This is a genomic window from Acinetobacter sp. LipI_23 (genome assembly GCF_058243045.1).
On the sequence record NZ_JBZAYJ010000001.1, the window covers coordinates 1,541,749 to 1,559,857 of the forward strand.

General features: G+C 39.9%; 17 protein-coding genes. 8 read left to right on the plus strand and 9 right to left on the minus strand.

What is annotated here, in order from left to right; translation table 11 throughout:
• Positions 1-191: 191 nt before the first annotated feature.
• The 8 genes from AC4CVD_RS07605 to AC4CVD_RS07640 form a co-directional block, all read right to left on the minus strand.
• Complete coding sequence (locus AC4CVD_RS07605) at positions 192-2,042, minus strand: ABC transporter ATP-binding protein (protein ID WP_490752717.1); 1,851 nt, start codon at positions 2,040-2,042, stop codon at positions 192-194.
• A 238-nt stretch (positions 2,043-2,280) separates the two neighbouring features.
• Positions 2,281-2,463 carry a hypothetical protein gene (locus tag AC4CVD_RS07610; protein ID WP_162494659.1) on the minus strand — a complete coding sequence of 61 codons (183 nt, stop codon included), beginning with the start codon at positions 2,461-2,463 and terminating at the stop codon, positions 2,281-2,283.
• 278 nt (positions 2,464-2,741) lie between these two features.
• Positions 2,742-3,980 carry a mechanosensitive ion channel family protein gene (locus AC4CVD_RS07615; RefSeq protein ID WP_010326650.1) on the minus strand — a complete coding sequence of 413 codons (1,239 nt, stop codon included), beginning with the start codon at positions 3,978-3,980 and terminating at the stop codon, positions 2,742-2,744.
• Between the two features lie 265 nt (positions 3,981-4,245).
• Positions 4,246-4,782 carry a DUF2058 domain-containing protein gene (locus AC4CVD_RS07620; protein WP_184118537.1) on the minus strand — a complete coding sequence of 179 codons (537 nt, stop codon included), beginning with the start codon at positions 4,780-4,782 and terminating at the stop codon, positions 4,246-4,248.
• A 20-nt stretch (positions 4,783-4,802) separates the two neighbouring features.
• Positions 4,803-5,471, minus strand: coding sequence for a YoaK family protein (locus AC4CVD_RS07625; RefSeq protein ID WP_126036374.1), 669 nt, complete (start codon positions 5,469-5,471; stop codon positions 4,803-4,805).
• A gap of 39 nt (positions 5,472-5,510) precedes the next feature.
• A complete protein-coding gene (gene sstT / locus AC4CVD_RS07630; protein ID WP_490752720.1) occupies positions 5,511-6,704 on the minus strand; it encodes a serine/threonine transporter SstT in 1,194 nt (397 codons plus the stop codon).
• A gap of 233 nt (positions 6,705-6,937) precedes the next feature.
• Positions 6,938-8,671 carry a SulP family inorganic anion transporter gene (locus AC4CVD_RS07635; protein WP_490752722.1) on the minus strand — a complete coding sequence of 578 codons (1,734 nt, stop codon included), beginning with the start codon at positions 8,669-8,671 and terminating at the stop codon, positions 6,938-6,940.
• A 100-nt stretch (positions 8,672-8,771) separates the two neighbouring features.
• Complete coding sequence (locus AC4CVD_RS07640; RefSeq protein ID WP_490752724.1) at positions 8,772-9,089, minus strand: ArsR/SmtB family transcription factor; 318 nt, start codon at positions 9,087-9,089, stop codon at positions 8,772-8,774.
• 391 nt (positions 9,090-9,480) lie between these two features.
• Between AC4CVD_RS07640 and rutD the strand changes: the two genes are divergently transcribed.
• The 8 genes from rutD (at position 9,481) to cysK (ending at position 16,958) form a co-directional block, all read left to right on the plus strand.
• The gene (rutD, locus tag AC4CVD_RS07645) at positions 9,481-10,284 is read left to right on the plus strand and encodes a pyrimidine utilization protein D (RefSeq protein ID WP_490753502.1); all 804 of its coding nucleotides are present in this window, start codon (positions 9,481-9,483) and stop codon (positions 10,282-10,284) included.
• Positions 10,285-10,628: 344 nt separating this feature from the next.
• Complete coding sequence (rutA, locus tag AC4CVD_RS07650; RefSeq protein ID WP_062034820.1) at positions 10,629-11,741, plus strand: pyrimidine utilization protein A; 1,113 nt, start codon at positions 10,629-10,631, stop codon at positions 11,739-11,741.
• A complete protein-coding gene (gene rutB, locus AC4CVD_RS07655; RefSeq protein ID WP_490752727.1) occupies positions 11,738-12,487 on the plus strand; it encodes a pyrimidine utilization protein B in 750 nt (249 codons plus the stop codon). Before rutA ends, rutB begins: the two co-directional genes overlap by 4 nt.
• Before the next feature lie 30 nt (positions 12,488-12,517).
• Positions 12,518-12,901, plus strand: a complete 384-nt coding sequence (gene rutC / locus AC4CVD_RS07660) for a pyrimidine utilization protein C (RefSeq protein ID WP_004979782.1) — start codon at positions 12,518-12,520, stop codon at positions 12,899-12,901.
• Positions 12,902-13,026: 125 nt separating this feature from the next.
• Entirely contained in the window at positions 13,027-13,524 is a 498-nt protein-coding gene (gene rutF / locus AC4CVD_RS07665; RefSeq protein WP_228128112.1) for an NADH-dependent FMN reductase RutF, read from the plus strand.
• Positions 13,525-13,560: 36 nt separating this feature from the next.
• Positions 13,561-14,916: a pyrimidine utilization transport protein G gene (rutG, locus tag AC4CVD_RS07670; protein ID WP_490752729.1), complete on the plus strand. Its 1,356-nt coding sequence runs from the start codon at positions 13,561-13,563 to the stop codon at positions 14,914-14,916.
• Positions 14,917-14,961: 45 nt separating this feature from the next.
• Positions 14,962-15,798 (plus strand): NAD(P)-dependent oxidoreductase, encoded by an 837-nt coding sequence (locus AC4CVD_RS07675; protein WP_039889624.1) that lies wholly within the window; start codon positions 14,962-14,964, stop codon positions 15,796-15,798.
• A gap of 161 nt (positions 15,799-15,959) precedes the next feature.
• A complete protein-coding gene (gene cysK, locus AC4CVD_RS07680) occupies positions 15,960-16,958 on the plus strand; it encodes a cysteine synthase A (protein WP_490752731.1) in 999 nt (332 codons plus the stop codon).
• 60 nt (positions 16,959-17,018) lie between these two features.
• Here cysK and AC4CVD_RS07685 read toward each other — a convergent pair whose 3' ends face one another.
• Positions 17,019-17,630 (minus strand): TetR/AcrR family transcriptional regulator, encoded by a 612-nt coding sequence (locus tag AC4CVD_RS07685; RefSeq protein ID WP_004693224.1) that lies wholly within the window; start codon positions 17,628-17,630, stop codon positions 17,019-17,021.
• Positions 17,631-18,109 lie beyond the last annotated feature (479 nt).

The following is an 18,109-nucleotide window of genomic DNA, read 5'->3' on the forward strand; positions in this document are numbered from 1 at the left end:
GTATCCTTTTCATTTTTTAATTAGTGGAACGATATTATAAATATCATAAATTTCTGAGCAAAAATATAACACTCTCGATAAAAATCAGCACTTAGTAAATGATGCTAGAAATTAAGTAAAATCTTTTCAAAATCAGCACGCTAAAATCATTGATGATAATGATCTAAGCGTGCTGAAAATGGAAAGAAAAATTAGGCTTCTTTCTTTTTGATCGGATGTTGTTCCGTTAAAAATCCACCTGTTTGACGCTGCCAAAGGTGCGCATAGATACCATTTTTTTGAATCAGTTCTTCATGTGTCCCTTGTTCTGCAATACGACCTTCATCAAGCACAATCAAACGATCCATTTGAGCAATGGTTGAAAGACGGTGAGCAATCGCAATCACCGTTTTATCTTGCATTAAGTCATCAAGGCTAGATTGAATTGCAGCTTCAACTTCTGAGTCTAGGGCACTGGTGGCTTCATCTAAAATTAAGATTGGTGCATCTTTCAAGAAAACACGAGCAATGGCGATACGCTGACGTTGGCCACCTGAAAGTTTCACTCCACGCTCACCAACATAGGCTTCATAACCTGATTTACCACGTAAGTCAGTCAGCTGAGGAATAAACTCTTCGGCTTTGGCTTTACGTACAGCAGCATACATTTCTTCATCACTGGCATTGGGGCGGCCATATTTGATATTTTCTGCGACACTACGGTGTAGCAGGGAGGTATCTTGAGTCACTAAGGCAATATTACGACGTAAGCTGTCTTGGGTGACATCTTCTATATTCTGTCCATCAATTAAAATTTCACCCTGTTTCAATTGATAAAAATGTAGCAATAGTTGAATCAGTGTTGATTTGCCTGCACCAGAGCGACCTACGATCCCAATTTTTTCACCAGCTCGGATGCGTAGGTTTAAATTGTCGATGACATTTTTACTGTTATACGCAAAAGTGACGTCTTTAAATTCGATCATGCCTTGTTTAACTTCAAGGTCTTTGGCATCAGGTTTGTCTTGAATCGTGATCGAACGACCTAAAGTTTTCATGCCATCTTGAATGGTGCCGACACTTTCAAAAAGTGCTGAGGTTTGCCACATGATAAATTCAGCAATACTGCTCAGTTTTAAAATCATAGCCGTTGCAGCAGCAATAACACCGAGTTCAACTCGCCCATTCATCCATAACCAAACTGCAGTGCCCAGTACACCCGCGTAAAGCACTATGTTTAAAAACAGGATGCTGATTTCATATTTAGCACCCAAACGCATTTGTTTATAAACGGTGACCATGAACTCTTGCATCGAGGCTTTGGCATATAAGCTTTCACGTCCTGCATGGGCAAAAAGCTTCACTGTTTGAATATTGGTATAAGCATCGGTAACACGGCCAGTCATCACAGCTCTGGCATCAGCTTGTTCATTTGAAACTTTGCTCAAAAGTGGAATGAAGTAATATGCTGCGCAGATAAACAACGCCAACCAGACCAGTAAAGGCAATATTAGGAGTGGGGAAATAGCGGCAAGCACCAAATTGACCGTGACAAAATAAATCAGCACATAAGCTAACATGTCACCCAAAATAACCCAGAACTCACGTATCGCCAGTGCGGTTTGCATGACTTTTGCGGAGAGGCGTCCTGCAAAGTCATTGTGAAAAAAGTCGAGACTTTGCTTCAGCAGTAAATTATGAAAGCGCCAGCGAAGACGCATCGGAAAAGTGCTAAATAATATTTGATGTTTAATAATCGACTGTAAACTGGCAAATAAAATATTGGCCAATAAAATACAGAATAACAGGACTAAATTTGAACCATGTTCTGCTAAAAATGTTTCTGGCTGGCTTTTACTGAGCCAGTTTACTAAGTCACCAATTTTGGCATAAAACAAGGCTTCAAAGCTAGCAGCACCAGCCGTGAATAAAATCAAAATCAACAAATAGCCACGTACACCTTTAGCGGCCTGCCATACAAACGGAAAGAACGTGGTCGGTAAAGGTTGGTTTAAACCTTCTTCTGGATAGGGATCAACACGTTTTTCAAACCATTTGAACATGAATAAAACCTTCTAAAAATAAGTCATTTATGAGGTAATGACTTGTTTTATAAATAAGTAGAATTTGAAAATTTTAGCATGAAAAGACCATAGTGGTCTGTGTAAATTGAGAGAGACTAAACGTTGTTGTAGCAGTATTGATAGCAAGAAATGTAGATGAATAGATATAAAAGTCTGATATAGAGAAGAGTGATAAAAGGGAATCCAAGCAAATGAATCCCCCAAGATGCTTAAAGCATTAGTTTGCTTGAGTTTCTGATGTCGCAACCGCATCAGATGCAGCAGCTTCTGAAGCAGGTGTTGCATTTTCAGTTGCAACAGCAGCTTGAGTGGTTTCTACAGCTTGAGTTTCTGCTGCAAAAGAAGATGTCGCTGCTACAGCTAAAAGGGCAGCACATAAAGATTTATTTAAAGTATTCATTTTAGAAAGTCTTACAAAGTGAAAAGGAGTGGCTAATTTAATGAAGAGAAAAGGTTGATATTGTGATATTGCGGTATGTTTCATGTAAATAATCACATAATTAACTTACATAATACACAACGTAAATAACACAGTTGTTGAGAAACTAATGTTATGTATTTTTATAATTTTTATTCTATAGTTGGTAATTTAGAACGTATATTAAAATGCCTATTCTACGTTTTTAAGACCTTGATATGCTAAAACTAGAGCGCTTTTAGCATACCAAAGTGAAAAAATTACGGGTTTGACATTGCGATTTGCATGTCATATCCCGATGGTGCTTGATAAATTTTGAGACCAAATTCGGGAAGAATGGCAATTAAATGATCGAAAATATCCGACTGAATCGCTTCATAATCTTTCCATGCAATTTGATTGCTAAATGCATAAATTTCCAGTGGCAAGCCTTTTTCAGTCGGTTGTAACTGACGTACGATTAAAGATTGGTGTTTTGAAATGTTCGGATGCTGATTAAGGTACAGCTCAACATACGCACGGAAGGTCCCAATATTGGTTAAACGTCGCTGATTACAAGGAGATGTATTGCTCAATTTCTGATTAAACTCAATCAGCTCTGTACTCTTGTGATCTAGATATTGGTCTAATAATAAAAACTCTTTAAGTTTGCTTTGTTCTGCTTCAGACATAAAGTGAACGCTACTTTGGTCAATATAAAGTGAGCGTTTGATACGACGTACGCCTGCCTGTGACATACCACGCCAGTTTTTAAAAGTATCAGTGACCAATTTGTTGGTTGGAATCGTGGTAAAGGTTTTATCAAAGTTTTGTACGGTGATGGTATGTAATGACATATCAATGACATCACCGTCTGCATTCAGAGATGGCATTTCAATCCAATCTCCAATACGGACCATGTCATAGGATGAAATCTGAACAGAAGCCACCAAAGACAAAATGGTGTTTTGGAAGACCAACATCAGCACTGCCGCCATAGCACCGAAGCCCGCCAGCAAGGTAAAGACATCTTTTTTCAGGAAAGTCCCTAAGATCATCAAGCCACAAACGATGAAAATAATCAGTTTGATCAGCTGTAAATAGCCTTTGATGGGCTTATTTCTAGACTTTGGATTACGTTGATAAACCAAATTGAAGATATTCAGTAATTCACCAATCGCGAGCGCAATGGTTAAGAAAATAAAGGCCTGTGCCGCCATTTGGACAAAGCTGACCATTTTCGCAGACAGGTGAGGAACGGTAACGATACCATTCATAATGACAATTGCTGGGACAATGTTCGCAATTCGACGAATTACGCTATGTTGCGACATGATGTCGTGATTGGCAAATTTTAGCTTAGTGATGAGATGCCGAATACCACGAACGACAACATGCTTGGCAATAATATATGCCAGTATGGCCACTAGAATGAGTATGCAGAATCCTGTCAGCATTTCGATCCAAGGATACTGATCTGACCAGTCTTTTAAACTCTGTATAAAATGAAAATTATCCAAAATGCGATCTTCTTTTGATTAAAACACTGCAAATAGTGTAATCAGCTATACGAATTAAGCAAATTGTGTCACTAAGTTTATACATGTTATCAACGACTTGTTTATTTACTCTCTTAGATTCAGCTTTTAAGTCATTATTTGGATGTCGTGAAGTATAGATCGTTGATGGTCGCGGGATATGTCAGGCCAATGAAATGGTAAATTTATTCTTATTAATAGATTCGAAAAAAGAAGCTTCCTATATGGAAGCTTATGATGGTTCAAATTACCACATGAGATCATCAGGGATCACGTACGCAGCGTATGGATCTTCCTCATCGGTGACTGCCTCATTTTTCTCTGAGGTATTTACGATAATAAAGCCTTCAAGTTTGGCATTAATACGATCAGCTAAAGCTTTAGGTAAGAAGGCATAACTTTCATTATCGCGTGCAATCACGAGGCTACCAGCAACCAAGGCATTATAAATTTGTTGATTGATGTATTGTTTTTTGATTTTGCCATCGTCAATAAACTGATAGGCCACGTCACCATCGGTATCACGGATTTTATGCTGCGTGATCATTTGAATGATCGTCGCTTTGAGCTCTTTTTCTTGCAATATCGCTTTCTTTTCAAGTTCAATGGCTTGATCTTTGGCCTGTTTCTGCTGTTTGTCTTGTGCAATTTTTGCCTTGATCTCAGCTTCACTGCTTTGACCTGTTCTTTGCTCATGCACTGCTTGTTTAGAAAGTTTTTTGGCCTTTTTGTTGTCAACTAAACCGGCTTTGAGTAACTGAGCCTGTAATGCATTTTTTACCATAGCGAATTCCACAACTGCGTTTAAAAACGACGATAACGAAAGTAAATGATCCAATATACAACACTAAGGATCAAGCTTAATGCTGTTGGAACTAAAAAAGAATTGAGTTTTAAATAGGGATACATCCAACTTGCACAGAGTCCGCCGATTAAAAAGCCACTTAAAATCAAAAGATGTAAAACTACACGCCGACGCTCAACCACGAGTCCGCGCACACGATAACCAAGTGCTAAGCCGAGATCGGTAAGAACACCCGATAAATGTGTGGTGCGGATGATAGTGCCTTTATAATGGCTCACCATGGCATTTTGCACACCCATTGAGACGCAGGCCCAGAGTAAAGCATAGCGTGGAAAATAAGGCAGAAAGAACCAACACAGAAAAATAAAAAAAGCCACTAACGTGAGTGGTACGCCATAGCGGCGTCCCAATCGAAAGTGACTATTTCCCAGAATTACACCGCTATAAAATGAACCGATGACATAGCAGACAGTTACTAATAGCAAATATAAAATGCTTTCGGGTTGCCAATGTACAAGTGACATCGCCAAAACACTTACATTACCAGTCATATGGGAAACAGACTGGTGTAAAACAGTCACCAGTCCTAAGACATTAATCATTCCTGCATTGACTGCAAGAAAGAATGCCCCCAGTTGAATCCAAAGTGGTAAGTGTTGAAATGGCATAACTTCAAAAAAGAAATAATATACTGATTCTACAATATATTATTTTGAAGCGCGGTCAACTGCTGCAGTAAATAATACGTCAGTTGATGAGTTCAATGCGGTTTCAGTAGAGTCTTGTAGTACGCTAATCACCATACCAATTGCAACCACTTGCATTGAAATATCAGATGAAATACCAAATAGGCCACACGCAACAGGGATCAACAGCAAAGAACCACCTGCAACACCAGAAGCACCACAAGCTGAAACTGTTGCAAGCACAGATAAAATCATCATGGTGGTAAAGTCAACATTAAGACCTAGTGTATTGACTGCTGCCAGTGTAAGCACCGTAATCGTCACTGAGGCGCCAGCCATGTTAATGGTCGCACCGAGTGGAATGGCTACGCTCGCTGTAGATTCAGGTACTCCCAAACGTTTGGCAAGATCTAAGTTCACAGGAATGTTCGCAGCAGAACTACGCGTGAAGAAAGCAGTGATACCACTTTCACGTAAACATTGAAATACCAATGGATATGGATTGCTACGTGTTACCACAGCAACCATAAGTGGGTTGATGACTAAGGCAACGAAAGCCATTGTGCCGAGTAAGACAGCCAATAAGTGTGCATAGCTTACTAATGTGCTTAAACCTGTTTCTGCAAAGGTTACCGCCACTAGACCGAAAATACCGATAGGCGCAAAGTTAATCACCAAACGAATCACGCTATTTACTGCGTGTGCAGTATCATTGAGTAAGTCTTTGGTTGAGTCTTTGGCATGACGGAATGCAGCACCCAAGGCCACAGCCCACGCTAAAATACCAATGAAGTTTGCTTCACTAATGGCAGTTACAGGGTTAGCAATAAAGCTCAGCAGTAGGTTCTTAAAGATTTCAATCAAGCTACTTGGTGGTTGTAAGTCAGTATTTGCAGGTAAATTTAAGAACAAAGTACTTGGGAAAATGACGCTGACAGCAACTGCTGAAAAAGCAGCCAGTAACATACCCACGGCATACATGATGATGATAGGACGTAGATTCGCACTATGACCTACTTTAAAATTTGCAATAGAAGCAAGAACCAAGACAAATACAAGTACAGGCGCGACAGATTTTAACGCTTTAATAAATAAGTCGCCTAGCAGGCTCAAATAAGGTGCAACGCCTGGGAAAACAAGGGCTACACCAATACCCAAAATAATGGCAATAATAATTCGAGTAACTAGACTCATTCGCGCTAAAACAGAAAACATAGAGGCGCCTTGTTGAAATTACGAGGACAAAATACGGATTTTAAGTGCGCCATTTTATACCTAATTTGCTAACTGACTGAAAAATATTTAGATATAAAAATTAAGTTATTGTAATTCCAGTTTTTATTATTCATTTTAATTCATAAAAATGACATATTTAATGGATTTTTATCATAAATGCCTGCTTGATATTTCTCACTATATTGAAAAAGTGCAAGCAGACATTCGGTCTCTTATGAAGTTTTAAGCAGCTGAGGTGAAAGGGTCTGAATGGCTTGATAGTGAGTTAAAAAGACATTCCCACTCAAATGTTTCAATAGTTTTGAGCTTTGCAGTCGATCCATCACAGGGCCTTTAACTTCGGACAAATGCAGCTGAATGTTTTGCTTGGCCAATTCTAGATTAATATCTTCCAGCATTTCTAAAGCACTCAAGTCGATACTACTCACACTGGAGCAATTAATCACCACATGGGCTAACTCAGGTTGTTGGCTCACGGCATTGATCAGTTCACCTTTCAATATGTTGGCATTTAAGAAGGTTAGGCTTTCATCTATACGCATTGACAGTACTTGTGCCGTCGTCTGAACTTGATGGCGTTCAACATTGCGAAAATGTTGAGTCCCCTCGACCAAGCCAATCACAGCAATATGTGGCCGGCTAATCCGCCAAAGCAACAAAATAAAGGTTGAGATCATGCCAATGATCAGGCCAGTTGAAATATCGATACAGACAACACCAAAAAAGGTAATCCACATCGCGATACCATCTGCTTTGGAATACTTCCATGCTTCGATGAAGGGTTTAAAGTCCACAAGTTTCCATATGGAGACGATGATCGTTGCAGCCAAAATAGCTAAAGGAAGGTCCTGAAAGAAACCTGTAAAGTATAAGCTCACTACAATAATCAACAGCGAAGAGAGCACACCCGCCATAGGGGTCTGAGCGCCTGCATCTGCATTTACAACAGTACGAGAAAGGCTGCCTGTTACAGGAAAGGCCGAACTGAAACCTGCACTGATATTGGCTAGCCCCAAAGCGATAAGTTCTTGGTTGCTATTAAGTTGACTTCGGTTTTGTAAAGCAGTGGCTTGAGCAATGGAAAGTGATTCAACAAAACTGATCATCGCGATCATGGTTGCACCTGGCAAAAGTTGCAGAACTAAAGTCCAGTTCCAATACGGAATATCGAGTGGAGGCATACCAGATGGAATGATTCCGACGGTTTTAATTCCAAGCGTTTGCAGTTGGAAAAAATAGACCAAGGCAATCGAGGCAACCACTAAAAATAAAGGAATGGTACGCGAAAGTAATACGGTCGATCCGAACCAACCTTTTAAGGTATTAGTATTCAGCAGCTTTGGTACATAAATTAAAAATACGATTGCGCACAGTCCAAACAGCAGTGTACCTATATGAGTCAAACTGATGTATTGCCAAACACTTACCACAAACTCGGGGATATTATTGGCTTTTAAAGGCAGATCGACAATAAACTTCAACTGACCCAACGCAATCAGCAAAGCAGACGCAATAATGAAACTTTGGATGACGGGGTGGCTAATCAGTTGGATGAGGAAACCAAAGCGAAATAAACCCAACAGCAGGGAAATGACACCGACCATTAGGGCTAATAAACATGCCGCTTGTATATAAACAGGTGAACCAACTTCAAACATCGAGTTCAAAGTCGCAAAGGTCATCATCGAAATGATGGCAACAGGGCCAATAGAAAGCGTCGGGCTGCCGCCAACGATGGCATAAATAATCATTGGGATAATGCTGGCATATAGCCCAGTGATTGGCGGTAAGCCTGCCAACATGGCATAGGCCATGCCTTGAGGAACCAACATGGCAATGACGATAAAAGATGCAAGTAAATCTGACTTAAACGTAGGCGTGTCATAGTGCTTAAGCCATTGCCATGCGGGTAGATAATGGCTTAGACGACGATTCCAATCAGACATAAAAAAATCTAAATCACAAATTTAGATATATTATGCATAAAAAATGCTAAGAAGTCTTAGCATTCGTTTTCATAGCACAGAAAATATAGCAGTGATTGGTTTAGAGACGTGGTTTTGGGCAGTACAAGCTATACAAAGTATTTAAAACTTCAATCATGCATTCATCTTTAATGGAGTAATAAATTTGTTTACCATCACGGCGCGTATTTACCACATCACTTTTACGTAGCATCATTAATTGTTGAGAAAGAGTCGGCTGTTTGATGTCGGTAATTTCTTCAATTTGAGAAACATTAAGTTCTTGTTGCGACAAATGACACAAAATTAATAAACGATCAGTATTGGCTAGAGATTTTAAAATACTCACAACAACTTCAGCAGAGTCGCGCATAGACGTTATTTCAAGTCCTGTGTTCATTTAAAACCTACTCATAAAACAAAACAACTGTGCGCTTAGTATAAAACCAAGCCGTTCATAATGCTGTCTTTTCAAGTCCAATATGCATGGCTTTTAGTGAAATAAAATATTAGCTAAAGTTATATATACTTAATATTTACATCAAAATTAGTTATTCAAAATGTTACTTAAGTTCTAGATATTTATATAATTTAAGCCGATTTTTTAAATCAAACTCTCATTCTTTATGATTATTTATAATAAGCTTTGAATATTTTATCATATAGAGAGCATTAAAATCATAATTACAGAGCTTTTTAAAAAATTCATTATAAATTTAAAAAATACAAACATTTATTAAAAGGCATAATTATTGCTAGATAATATTTTTGACCAAAAAGTAAACTTTGAGATGAATGTACAAATTTTTCCATCCCATATAGAAGATGCTGATTATGTGGTTTTGTCGTCGGGTTTAGGTGGACATGCGCAGTTTTGGCAGCCACAAATTCAAGACCTACAAACCAAATTTCATGTCCTAACTTACGATCAAGAAGGTTGCCATGAAAACAGTACATTATTAAAACCAGATTATTGCATACGCGATTTGGGGCAGCAGCTTTTGCTGATTTTAAAGCAACAACATATTCAACGCTTTCATTTTATCGGTCATGCACTAGGCGGTTTTATTGGTGCGGAGTTGGCTTACTTGTGCAAATCGACCGAGTATCAGATGTTGTCAATCACGATTTTAAATGGTTGGGACACGTTAGATGCGCATACCTATAAATGCTTTGAAACCCGAATTAACCTTTTAACATTCACTGGCACTGAGGCTTATGTCAAAGCACAGGCCTTGTTTTTATATCCACCAGCTTGGATTTCAGCAAATATAGAAAGTATTCAAAAACAAGAACAGTTACAAATTCAAAACTTTCCACCGCATGAAAATGTATTGCGACGGCTAAGTGTTTTAATGGGCTTTCAACTGAGCGAGGAGATACGAGCCGCTTTACAGAATATACCGATGCATTTGATTGCAAACCAAGATGATTTCCTTGTGCCTTACCAACGCTCACAAAACCTAAAACGGTTGTTTCCGCATGCACAGTTGACTCTTTTAAAGCAGGGCGCTCATGCAGCGACTGTAACCGAAACAGTCGTGATGAATAAGGAAATGTTGGCTTTTTTAACAGTGCTGGAAAGTTTAGTTTAGATTATCGATTGTTTAATTTAGCTTTATAAATTGAAGGTGTATGGGTTTTGAAATCTATACACCTTTTTTATTTAGGCTAAAAATATAAAAACTCTAGTTTGGATCATTTACCGCACAATCATTGATCACTCCTCACAGAGATAGTGCATAAAATAAAAACTAATTTTACTTTTTGGTAAAAAATAAAATTAAGTAATAATATTCAATATATTGAAAAATAATAATAAATAATAGTTGGCATGGCTTGTGCAAATATTTTTTTATCAAACTAAAGGTCAAAAGTCTTGCTGTATTTAGCCTTTGATGTTCTGCAAATAATGAAATAAGTGTAGAGGATAAACGAGATGAAAATAGGTGTATTTTGCCCGATTGGAAATAATGGCTGGCTGCTTTCGGAAACCGCGCCACAGTACATGCCTTCATTTGAACTAAATAAAAAAATTGTTCAACGTGCTGAGCATTATGGTTTTGACTTTGCTTTGTCGATGATCAAACTGCGTGGCTTTGGCGGGAAAACAGAGTTTTGGGATCATAACCTAGAAACATTTACCTTGATGGCTGGGCTCGCTGCGGTGACCAGTAAAATACAAATCTATGCAACAGCAGCGACGTTGGTGATGCCGCCTGCAATTGTGGCACGTATGGCATCAACCATTGATTCCATTTCAAATGGTCGTTTTGGTTTAAATGTCGTGACAGGCTGGCAAGCACCCGAATATACACAAATGGGGATGTGGCCAGGAGATGAATATTTTGCACAGCGCTATGAATATCTTTCTGAATATGTAGAAATTTTGCGTGAACTCTGGGCGACAGGTCGTTCAGATTTTAAAGGAGAGCATTTTACTATGCAGGACTGCCGTGTGAGCCCACGTCCACAAGCGGATATGAAAATTATTTGTGCGGGTCAGTCTGATACAGGGCTTGAGTTTTCTGCCAAATATGCCGATTACAACTTTGTTTTCGGTAAAGGGCTGAATACACCGACAGCCTATGCAGAAATCAATGAGCGTTTAAAACAGCAAACCGATAAAACAGGGCGTGATGTACAAACCTATGTGTTGTTTATGGTGATTGCTGCAGAAACAGATGAAGAGGCGCATGCGAAATGGCAAACATATAACGCTGGTGCGGATATGGAGGCGATTAATTGGCTGATGAATCAAGGCGGTAAAGATACCAAATCTGGAACAGATACCAATATTCGCCAAATGGCATCTTCGGTTTCGCCTGTGAATATCAATATGGGAACGTTAGTCGGTTCTTTTGAACATGTTGCACACATGTTAGATGAAATTGGTGAAATTCAGGGGACTGAAGGTATTTTGCTTACCTTTGATGACTTTGTTCAAGGGGTCGAAGACTTTGGTCAGCGTATACAACCTTTGATGAAATGCCGTGAACATATCGTGGTTGAAGCGGATGCGCCACGCGTTGTTTTGGAGAAAAGCGCATGAATGAATCTATAGTCTGTGCAGAATTTACTAAACAAAGCCTGTACGCAAAAACATTAAAAGCAGAACCCGAACAGATTGCTTTAGCACCTGAACACACTGCATTGATTGTGATTGATATGCAAAATGCCTATACCTCAGAAGGTGGTTATTTGGACTTGGCTGGGTTTGATGTATCTAAAACCAAACCTGTGGTTGAAAACATTCAAAAAGCCATTACTGCTGCACATACAGCTGGCATTCAGGTGATTTACTTTAAAAATGGTTGGGATGACCAGTACCGTGAAGCAGGAGGGAGTGATTCACCAAACTTCCATAAGTCGAATGCTTTAAAAACCATGCGCAAAAATCCAGAGCTGCAGGGAAAGCTACTGGCAAAAGGTGGTTGGGATTTTGAGTTGATTGATGCACTCAAGCCTGAACCACAAGATTTAGTCATAGAAAAGCCTCGCTATAGTGGATTCTTTAATACTGCGTTGGACAGTATGTTGCGGGTGCGAGGAATCCGAAATTTAGTTTTTGTCGGTATTGCGACCAATGTCTGTGTCGAGTCGACTTTAAGGGATGGTTTTTTCTTGGAGTATTTTGGGGTCGCTCTTAAGGATGCGTGCTATCAAGCTGGGCCTATCGAGGCGCAAGAAGCAAGTCTCTATAACATCAAAACCTTTTTTGGTTGGGTGTCTGATACACAAAGTTTTGTGAACACCTTTCAAACTTCAAGCAGTCAAACACTGGTAAAAACAGCATAAGTCATACATACGAAAGATAGAGGAAACCTCATGCCTAAAGAAATTATTGTGCCTGAAGGCACAGCGAAACCACTTGCACCATTTGTACCTGCAACTAAGGCTGACAATATCGTCTATGTATCAGGCACCTTGGCCTTTGATGAACACAACAACGTTGTTCACGTTGGTGATGCAGCAGCACAGACTAGACATATTTTAGAAACCATTAAACGAGTCCTTGCAACCGCAGGTGGCACAATGGATGACGTCACTTTTAATCATGTTTTTGTGAAAGATTGGGCCGATTATGGCGCGATTAATGCTGTATATGCCGAGTATTTTCCAAACGATAAACCTGCACGCTATTGCGTACAGACTGGACTGGTCAAGCCAGAGGCTTTGGTTGAAATCGCTTCGGTTGCACATGTGGCTTAAGTGGAATAATCAAATTTTAATGCCCTGATATACGATTTTTTTAGGGCATGGAGAATACGATGAATGCAAAACTGATGAATCAAGATCAAGTTGAAACCTTGCTGAATCATAAAGCACCAGAGGCAATGGGTGAGGCAATGTTGGATCAACACACATTTCGTCAAGGTATGGCGAATCTAGGAGCTGCTGTCAATGTGATTACAACAGATGGGGGGGCGGGTCAGGCAGGCTTTACTGCATCGGCAGTATGCAGTGTGACCGATACACCGCCAACGTTGTTGGTGTGTTTAAACCGTTCAGCCTCTGTGTTTGAGACATTTAAAAGCAATCAAGTGTTATGTGTAAACACGTTGTCGAGTCAGCAACAACATTTATCTAATTTGTTTGGGGGGAAAACCCCAATGCCTGAACGTTTTGCTCAAGGAACATGGTCCACACTTTTGACCAATGCACCAGTATTGGAGGATGCCTTGGTAAGCTTTGATTGTGAAGTTGTACAGACTATGTCTGTAGGCAGTCACGATGTGTTGTTTTGTCAAGTCAAAGCCATGAAGCAAAGTTATGGACTAAATGCGCTGATGTATTTTAACCGTGGTTACTGTGAGCCATTACCAATGTGCTAATTCAAAAATTCCTACTTTTACAAGGAGGGGAAACCCATGCAAACAAAAGAATCGTGGTTTCCAAAATTTAAGCCTTATCAAGGCGATTTAGATACAACGCCTGTGCAAACAGATGAATACTTGCCCGCAGGAAAAAGCATTATTTTGGGGTTGCAACATGCTTTTGCCATGTTCGGCGCAACCGTACTTGCCCCATTGTTGATGGGCTTTGATCCGAATCTAACGATCTTCATTACAGGCATTGGTACGATGCTCTTCTTCCTCATGACCGGTGGACGTATGCCAAGTTATTTGGGGTCCAGCTTTGCCTTCATTGGAGTAGTGGTCGCTGTTACGGGTTATACAGGTGTTGGAGCAAACCCAAATCTTTCTTTAGCACTGGGTGGAACCATTGCGTGTGGAGTGTTGTACGCGTTAATTGGCTTAATTGTGATACGCACTGGTACGGCATGGATTGAAAAGTTGATGCCACCTATTGTGACAGGCGCCATTGTGATGATTATTGGGCTACACCTCGCACCAGTTGCGATCAAAAGTGTGTCAGCCAATCAGTTTGACTCTTGGATGGCGTTAATCACGATTATTTGTATCAGTGTCATTGCGGTATTTACCAAAGGTATGGTGCGCCGTTTACTGCTACTTTTAGGCTTGGTTGCATCCTATTTTATTTATTTCTTACTCACAAATGTCATGGGTTTTGGCACTGCAATTGACTTTGCAAAAGTCGGTCAAGCAGCATGGTTTGGTTTGCCAACTTTCCACAGCCCAACCTTTGATGTAAACGCCATGATGTTGATTGCACCCGTTGCGATTATTTTGGTGGCTGAAAACTTAGGACATTTCAAAGCTGTGTCGGCGATGATGGGGAAAAATTTGTCTCCTTATATGGGGCGTGGTTTCTTTGCAGATGGTGTATGTACCACACTGTCTGCTTCAGTTGGTGGCACAGGGATGACCACCTATGCTGAAAACATTGGGGTGATGGCAGTCACTAAAGTTTATTCAACCACAATCTTTGTTTTTGCAGGTGTATTTGCGATCTTACTGGGGCTTTCTCCTAAGTTTGGCGCAGTGATTAGCACAATTCCCATTGCACTCTTGGGTGGTGCATCCATTGTCGTTTTTGGTTTGATTACCGTTGCTGGCGCAAAAATTTGGGTCGATAACAAAATTGATTTCACCAAGAACAGTACTTTAATGATTGGGGCCGTGTGTCTGATTATGGGAACTGGTAATTACAGCTTACAAATAGGGAGTTTTGACCTAGGTGGTATTGGCACCGCAACACTAGCAGCCATTCTTCTTAATCTTTTCTTGAACCGAGGCAGTGAAAAAGAGCAAGTCGTAGAAAAATCAGAAGATCAAATCAATAGCACTATTGCACATAGTTAGGAGTACATTTTGAGTCTGAATATTGCATTTATAGGACTTGGGGCAATGGGCTGGCATATGGCCTCCCATTTGCCAAAACTGGGTTATCCTGTTTGGGTGTGGAATCGCACAGTGGAAAAAGCGTCTTCACATGCGCAAACCTTCGGTACTTTGCAGGTTGAACTTCAACAAGCGATGCAAGCCGATATTATATTTTCATGCTTACCGACCAGTGCAGACGTTGAAGCTTTAATTGCGTTACATCCACCCAAATCAGGAAGTTTATGGGTGGATTGTACCAGTGGCGTGCCTGAATCTGCACAGCGAATTTCCACTGATTTGGCAGGACGTGGAGTGACTTACTTAGATGCACCTGTTTCGGGTCAAACCGTTGGTGCTGAACGCGGTACTTTGACAGTTATGGTGGGTGGTAATATCGCTGGATTTGAAAGGGCAAAACCTATTATTCAGGCATTTGCGGGGCTGATTGAATATGTAGGGGAAAGTGGTACAGGCTTTGCGGTCAAAGCGGTAAATAATACGCTTATGGCAACGCATTTATGGGCACTGTCTGAAGGCATGTCTATTTTGAAGCATCAAGGCGTTGACTTGGCTAGAGCATTGAGTTGTATCAATCACTCCAGTGGTAAAAGTACCATGTCTGAAACGGTGATGGCGCAAAAAGTTTTGAGCCGCACTTTTCAAAAAACATTTGCTTTAAACCTGTTGCAAAAAGACATTGGTATTGCGATGGATCTTGCTGAAGAAGGACAGATGAAAACACCTGTTTTTCAAGTGACACAGGAACTGTTCTTAAAAACAGAGCGAGAACAGGCTGCACAAGTAGACTTTAGCGCAGCAGTTACACAGTTAGAAAAGTGGAATAGTGTAAGGCTCGTTTAAGCTGGTCGCGCGGGAGAAAAGCATGGGAAAACGCATGCTTTTTCTGTTTAAATGATTTATTTATCAAATAAAAACATAAGCCCGACCAAATGTCAGTTTGCATTTAAAAATCAGGGTATGATAATGAGTGGATCATTAAAAACAACATAGGAAACATTGGTATGAGTACTGACTCAGCTTTTCCAACGCCTAATAATTTAGGGATAGCGGTTTATAGTAATAATGCAGAAGCGATTGGTAACACACCATTGGTTCGTATTAACCGAATTATACAAAGTCCAGCCACCGTTTTAGCCAAAGTTGAAAGCCGTAACCCTGCATTTTCAGTAAAATGTCGTATTGGGGCTGCGCTGATTGCGGATGCGGAAGCACGCGGTGTGCTGAAAGCGGGAATGCACATTGTCGAACCAACCAGTGGCAATACAGGCATTGCTTTGGCATTTGTTGCTGCTGCAAAAGGTTATGCGTTAACTCTAACTATGCCATCAAGCATGAGTATCGAACGTCGTAAAGTGATGAAAGCTTTGGGCGCGAACTTGGTTCTCACCGACCCTGCAAAAGGAATGCGCGGTGCGGTAGAAGAAGCACAGCGTTTATTGGATGAAAATCCAGACACTTATTTTTTGCCACAACAGTTTGAAAACCCAGCAAACCCAGCTATTCATGAAGCAACCACTGGCCCAGAAATTTGGGACGCAACAGGCGGTAAAGTCGATATTTTAGTTGCAGGTGTAGGGACGGGCGGTACGATTTCAGGGATTTCAAGCTATTTTGAAAAAGTAAAAAAACAAGCCTTGTATTCAGTTGCGGTAGAACCTGCTGAATCGCCGATTATTGGTCAAACCAAACGTGGCGAAGCTTTGACGCCTGGACCACATAAAATTCAGGGCATTGGCGCTAACTTTATTCCTAAAAACTTAGACCTCGACTTGGTCGATGAAGTGATGCCAATTGATGCAGCAACAGCAATTGATTGGGCGCGTAAAACAGCAAGCCAAGAAGGTATTTTGGTGGGTATTTCCAGTGGTGCAGCGATGGCAGCAGCAGCTGAACTTGCTGCACGTCCTGAAAATGCAGGTAAAACCATTGTGGTGATTTTACCTGATAGTGGTGAACGTTATTTATCTTCAGTTTTGTTTGAAGATATTTCCGCAGACTAATTAAATATATGAAAAAAAGCTAAACATAAAATGTTTAGCTTTTTTATACCGTTTAGAAGCTTAAAGGGCTGCGTGTGAAATTTTATCAGGTGTCATGAGGGCTTGGTTGACATACAGTTTAATCAGACGCTCACGTGAACCGATTGATTTTTGATAATGCGTTGAATTGAGTAACAATGACGCACCGTAGGTCACTGTCCATACATAAGATAAATAGTCACGAATGGACATTGCGCTGTCTAAAGACTTTAAGTAGTCAGAGGTCATGTCTTTAATTTCGATAATACGTTGTTCACGTATTTGGTAGAGCTTCTCAAAAAGTTCTTTGAGTTTACGTTCGTTATTGGTTAAACGTTCTTCAATAACGTGCAGTAAAATCGTACGGTTCGAGTTCAACATATTATAAAGCATGTATTCGGAAACATACGTTTTAATATCATTGTTATGCTTTTGAGAAATCTCTAGCAGGCGAGTTTCATTCAAGATAATCAGCTCTAAATAAAGTTGATTTTTACTTTTGAAATGCTTGTAGATTGTACCCTTCGCAATATCGAGTTCCGTTGCTAATTCGCTTAAGGTGATATCTTGATTATTGTCTAATAATAAAGTCTCAGCCATGGCTAAAATTTTCTCTTTGCGTAATAGAAAATTTTGTTGGCGTACTGAAGTCATTGGCTTATTCCAGTGTATTTCATGAGAACTATAGAGAGGCTATTGAACTTGGTTGAAAATGAAAATTCAACTAAGGTCTTGGATATTACTACAATCGTTTTAAAAATATCCACTTGTTCAACAATAGAAATAAATACAAGTGCATTTTCGCATTTCGTTGTCAATAAATTTGATCTCTAGAGATCAAATTTGGGCCATTGCATTCCTTTTTCGTGATTTTTACACTATTGTCAGTATAGCCACTGTGTTCTTAGAGATGAGAACCTTTAGTACTAAAGCCTCGAATGCAGTGCGGGTTGATAAATGAATCACCTATCGTATGGATCGATGTATTATTCATGTGTATTTATTTTAATGTCTTTATAGATGACTCACTTTGAGACGGTAGCACTATGAAAAACATTAAAATAAGATCTGAAACGATTAACCCCTTTGTAATATGAAAAAATAGATAGGGATGTCTTTAAGGTTCTTAATTG

What these genes read in the sequence shown, in the direction of transcription:
- AC4CVD_RS07605 (WP_490752717.1), bottom strand. Translation starts at nt 2,042, where the DNA reads ATGTTCAAATGGTTTGAAAAACGTGTTGATCCCTATCCAGAAGAAGGT.
- AC4CVD_RS07610 (WP_162494659.1), bottom strand. Translation starts at nt 2,463, where the DNA reads ATGAATACTTTAAATAAATCTTTATGTGCTGCCCTTTTAGCTGTAGCA.
- AC4CVD_RS07620 (WP_184118537.1), bottom strand. Translation starts at nt 4,782, where the DNA reads ATGGTAAAAAATGCATTACAGGCTCAGTTACTCAAAGCCGGTTTAGTT.
- AC4CVD_RS07625 (WP_126036374.1), bottom strand. Translation starts at nt 5,471, where the DNA reads ATGCCATTTCAACACTTACCACTTTGGATTCAACTGGGGGCATTCTTT.
- sstT (WP_490752720.1), bottom strand. Translation starts at nt 6,704, where the DNA reads ATGTTTTCTGTTTTAGCGCGAATGAGTCTAGTTACTCGAATTATTATT.
- AC4CVD_RS07635 (WP_490752722.1), bottom strand. Translation starts at nt 8,671, where the DNA reads ATGTCTGATTGGAATCGTCGTCTAAGCCATTATCTACCCGCATGGCAA.
- AC4CVD_RS07640 (WP_490752724.1), bottom strand. Translation starts at nt 9,089, where the DNA reads ATGAACACAGGACTTGAAATAACGTCTATGCGCGACTCTGCTGAAGTT.
- rutD (WP_490753502.1), top strand. Translation starts at nt 9,481, where the DNA reads ATGAATGTACAAATTTTTCCATCCCATATAGAAGATGCTGATTATGTG.
- rutA (WP_062034820.1), top strand. Translation starts at nt 10,629, where the DNA reads ATGAAAATAGGTGTATTTTGCCCGATTGGAAATAATGGCTGGCTGCTT.
- rutB (WP_490752727.1), top strand. Translation starts at nt 11,738, where the DNA reads ATGAATGAATCTATAGTCTGTGCAGAATTTACTAAACAAAGCCTGTAC.
- rutC (WP_004979782.1), top strand. Translation starts at nt 12,518, where the DNA reads ATGCCTAAAGAAATTATTGTGCCTGAAGGCACAGCGAAACCACTTGCA.
- rutF (WP_228128112.1), top strand. Translation starts at nt 13,027, where the DNA reads ATGGGTGAGGCAATGTTGGATCAACACACATTTCGTCAAGGTATGGCG.
- rutG (WP_490752729.1), top strand. Translation starts at nt 13,561, where the DNA reads ATGCAAACAAAAGAATCGTGGTTTCCAAAATTTAAGCCTTATCAAGGC.
- AC4CVD_RS07675 (WP_039889624.1), top strand. Translation starts at nt 14,962, where the DNA reads ATGGGCTGGCATATGGCCTCCCATTTGCCAAAACTGGGTTATCCTGTT.
- cysK (WP_490752731.1), top strand. Translation starts at nt 15,960, where the DNA reads ATGAGTACTGACTCAGCTTTTCCAACGCCTAATAATTTAGGGATAGCG.
- AC4CVD_RS07685 (WP_004693224.1), bottom strand. Translation starts at nt 17,630, where the DNA reads ATGACTTCAGTACGCCAACAAAATTTTCTATTACGCAAAGAGAAAATT.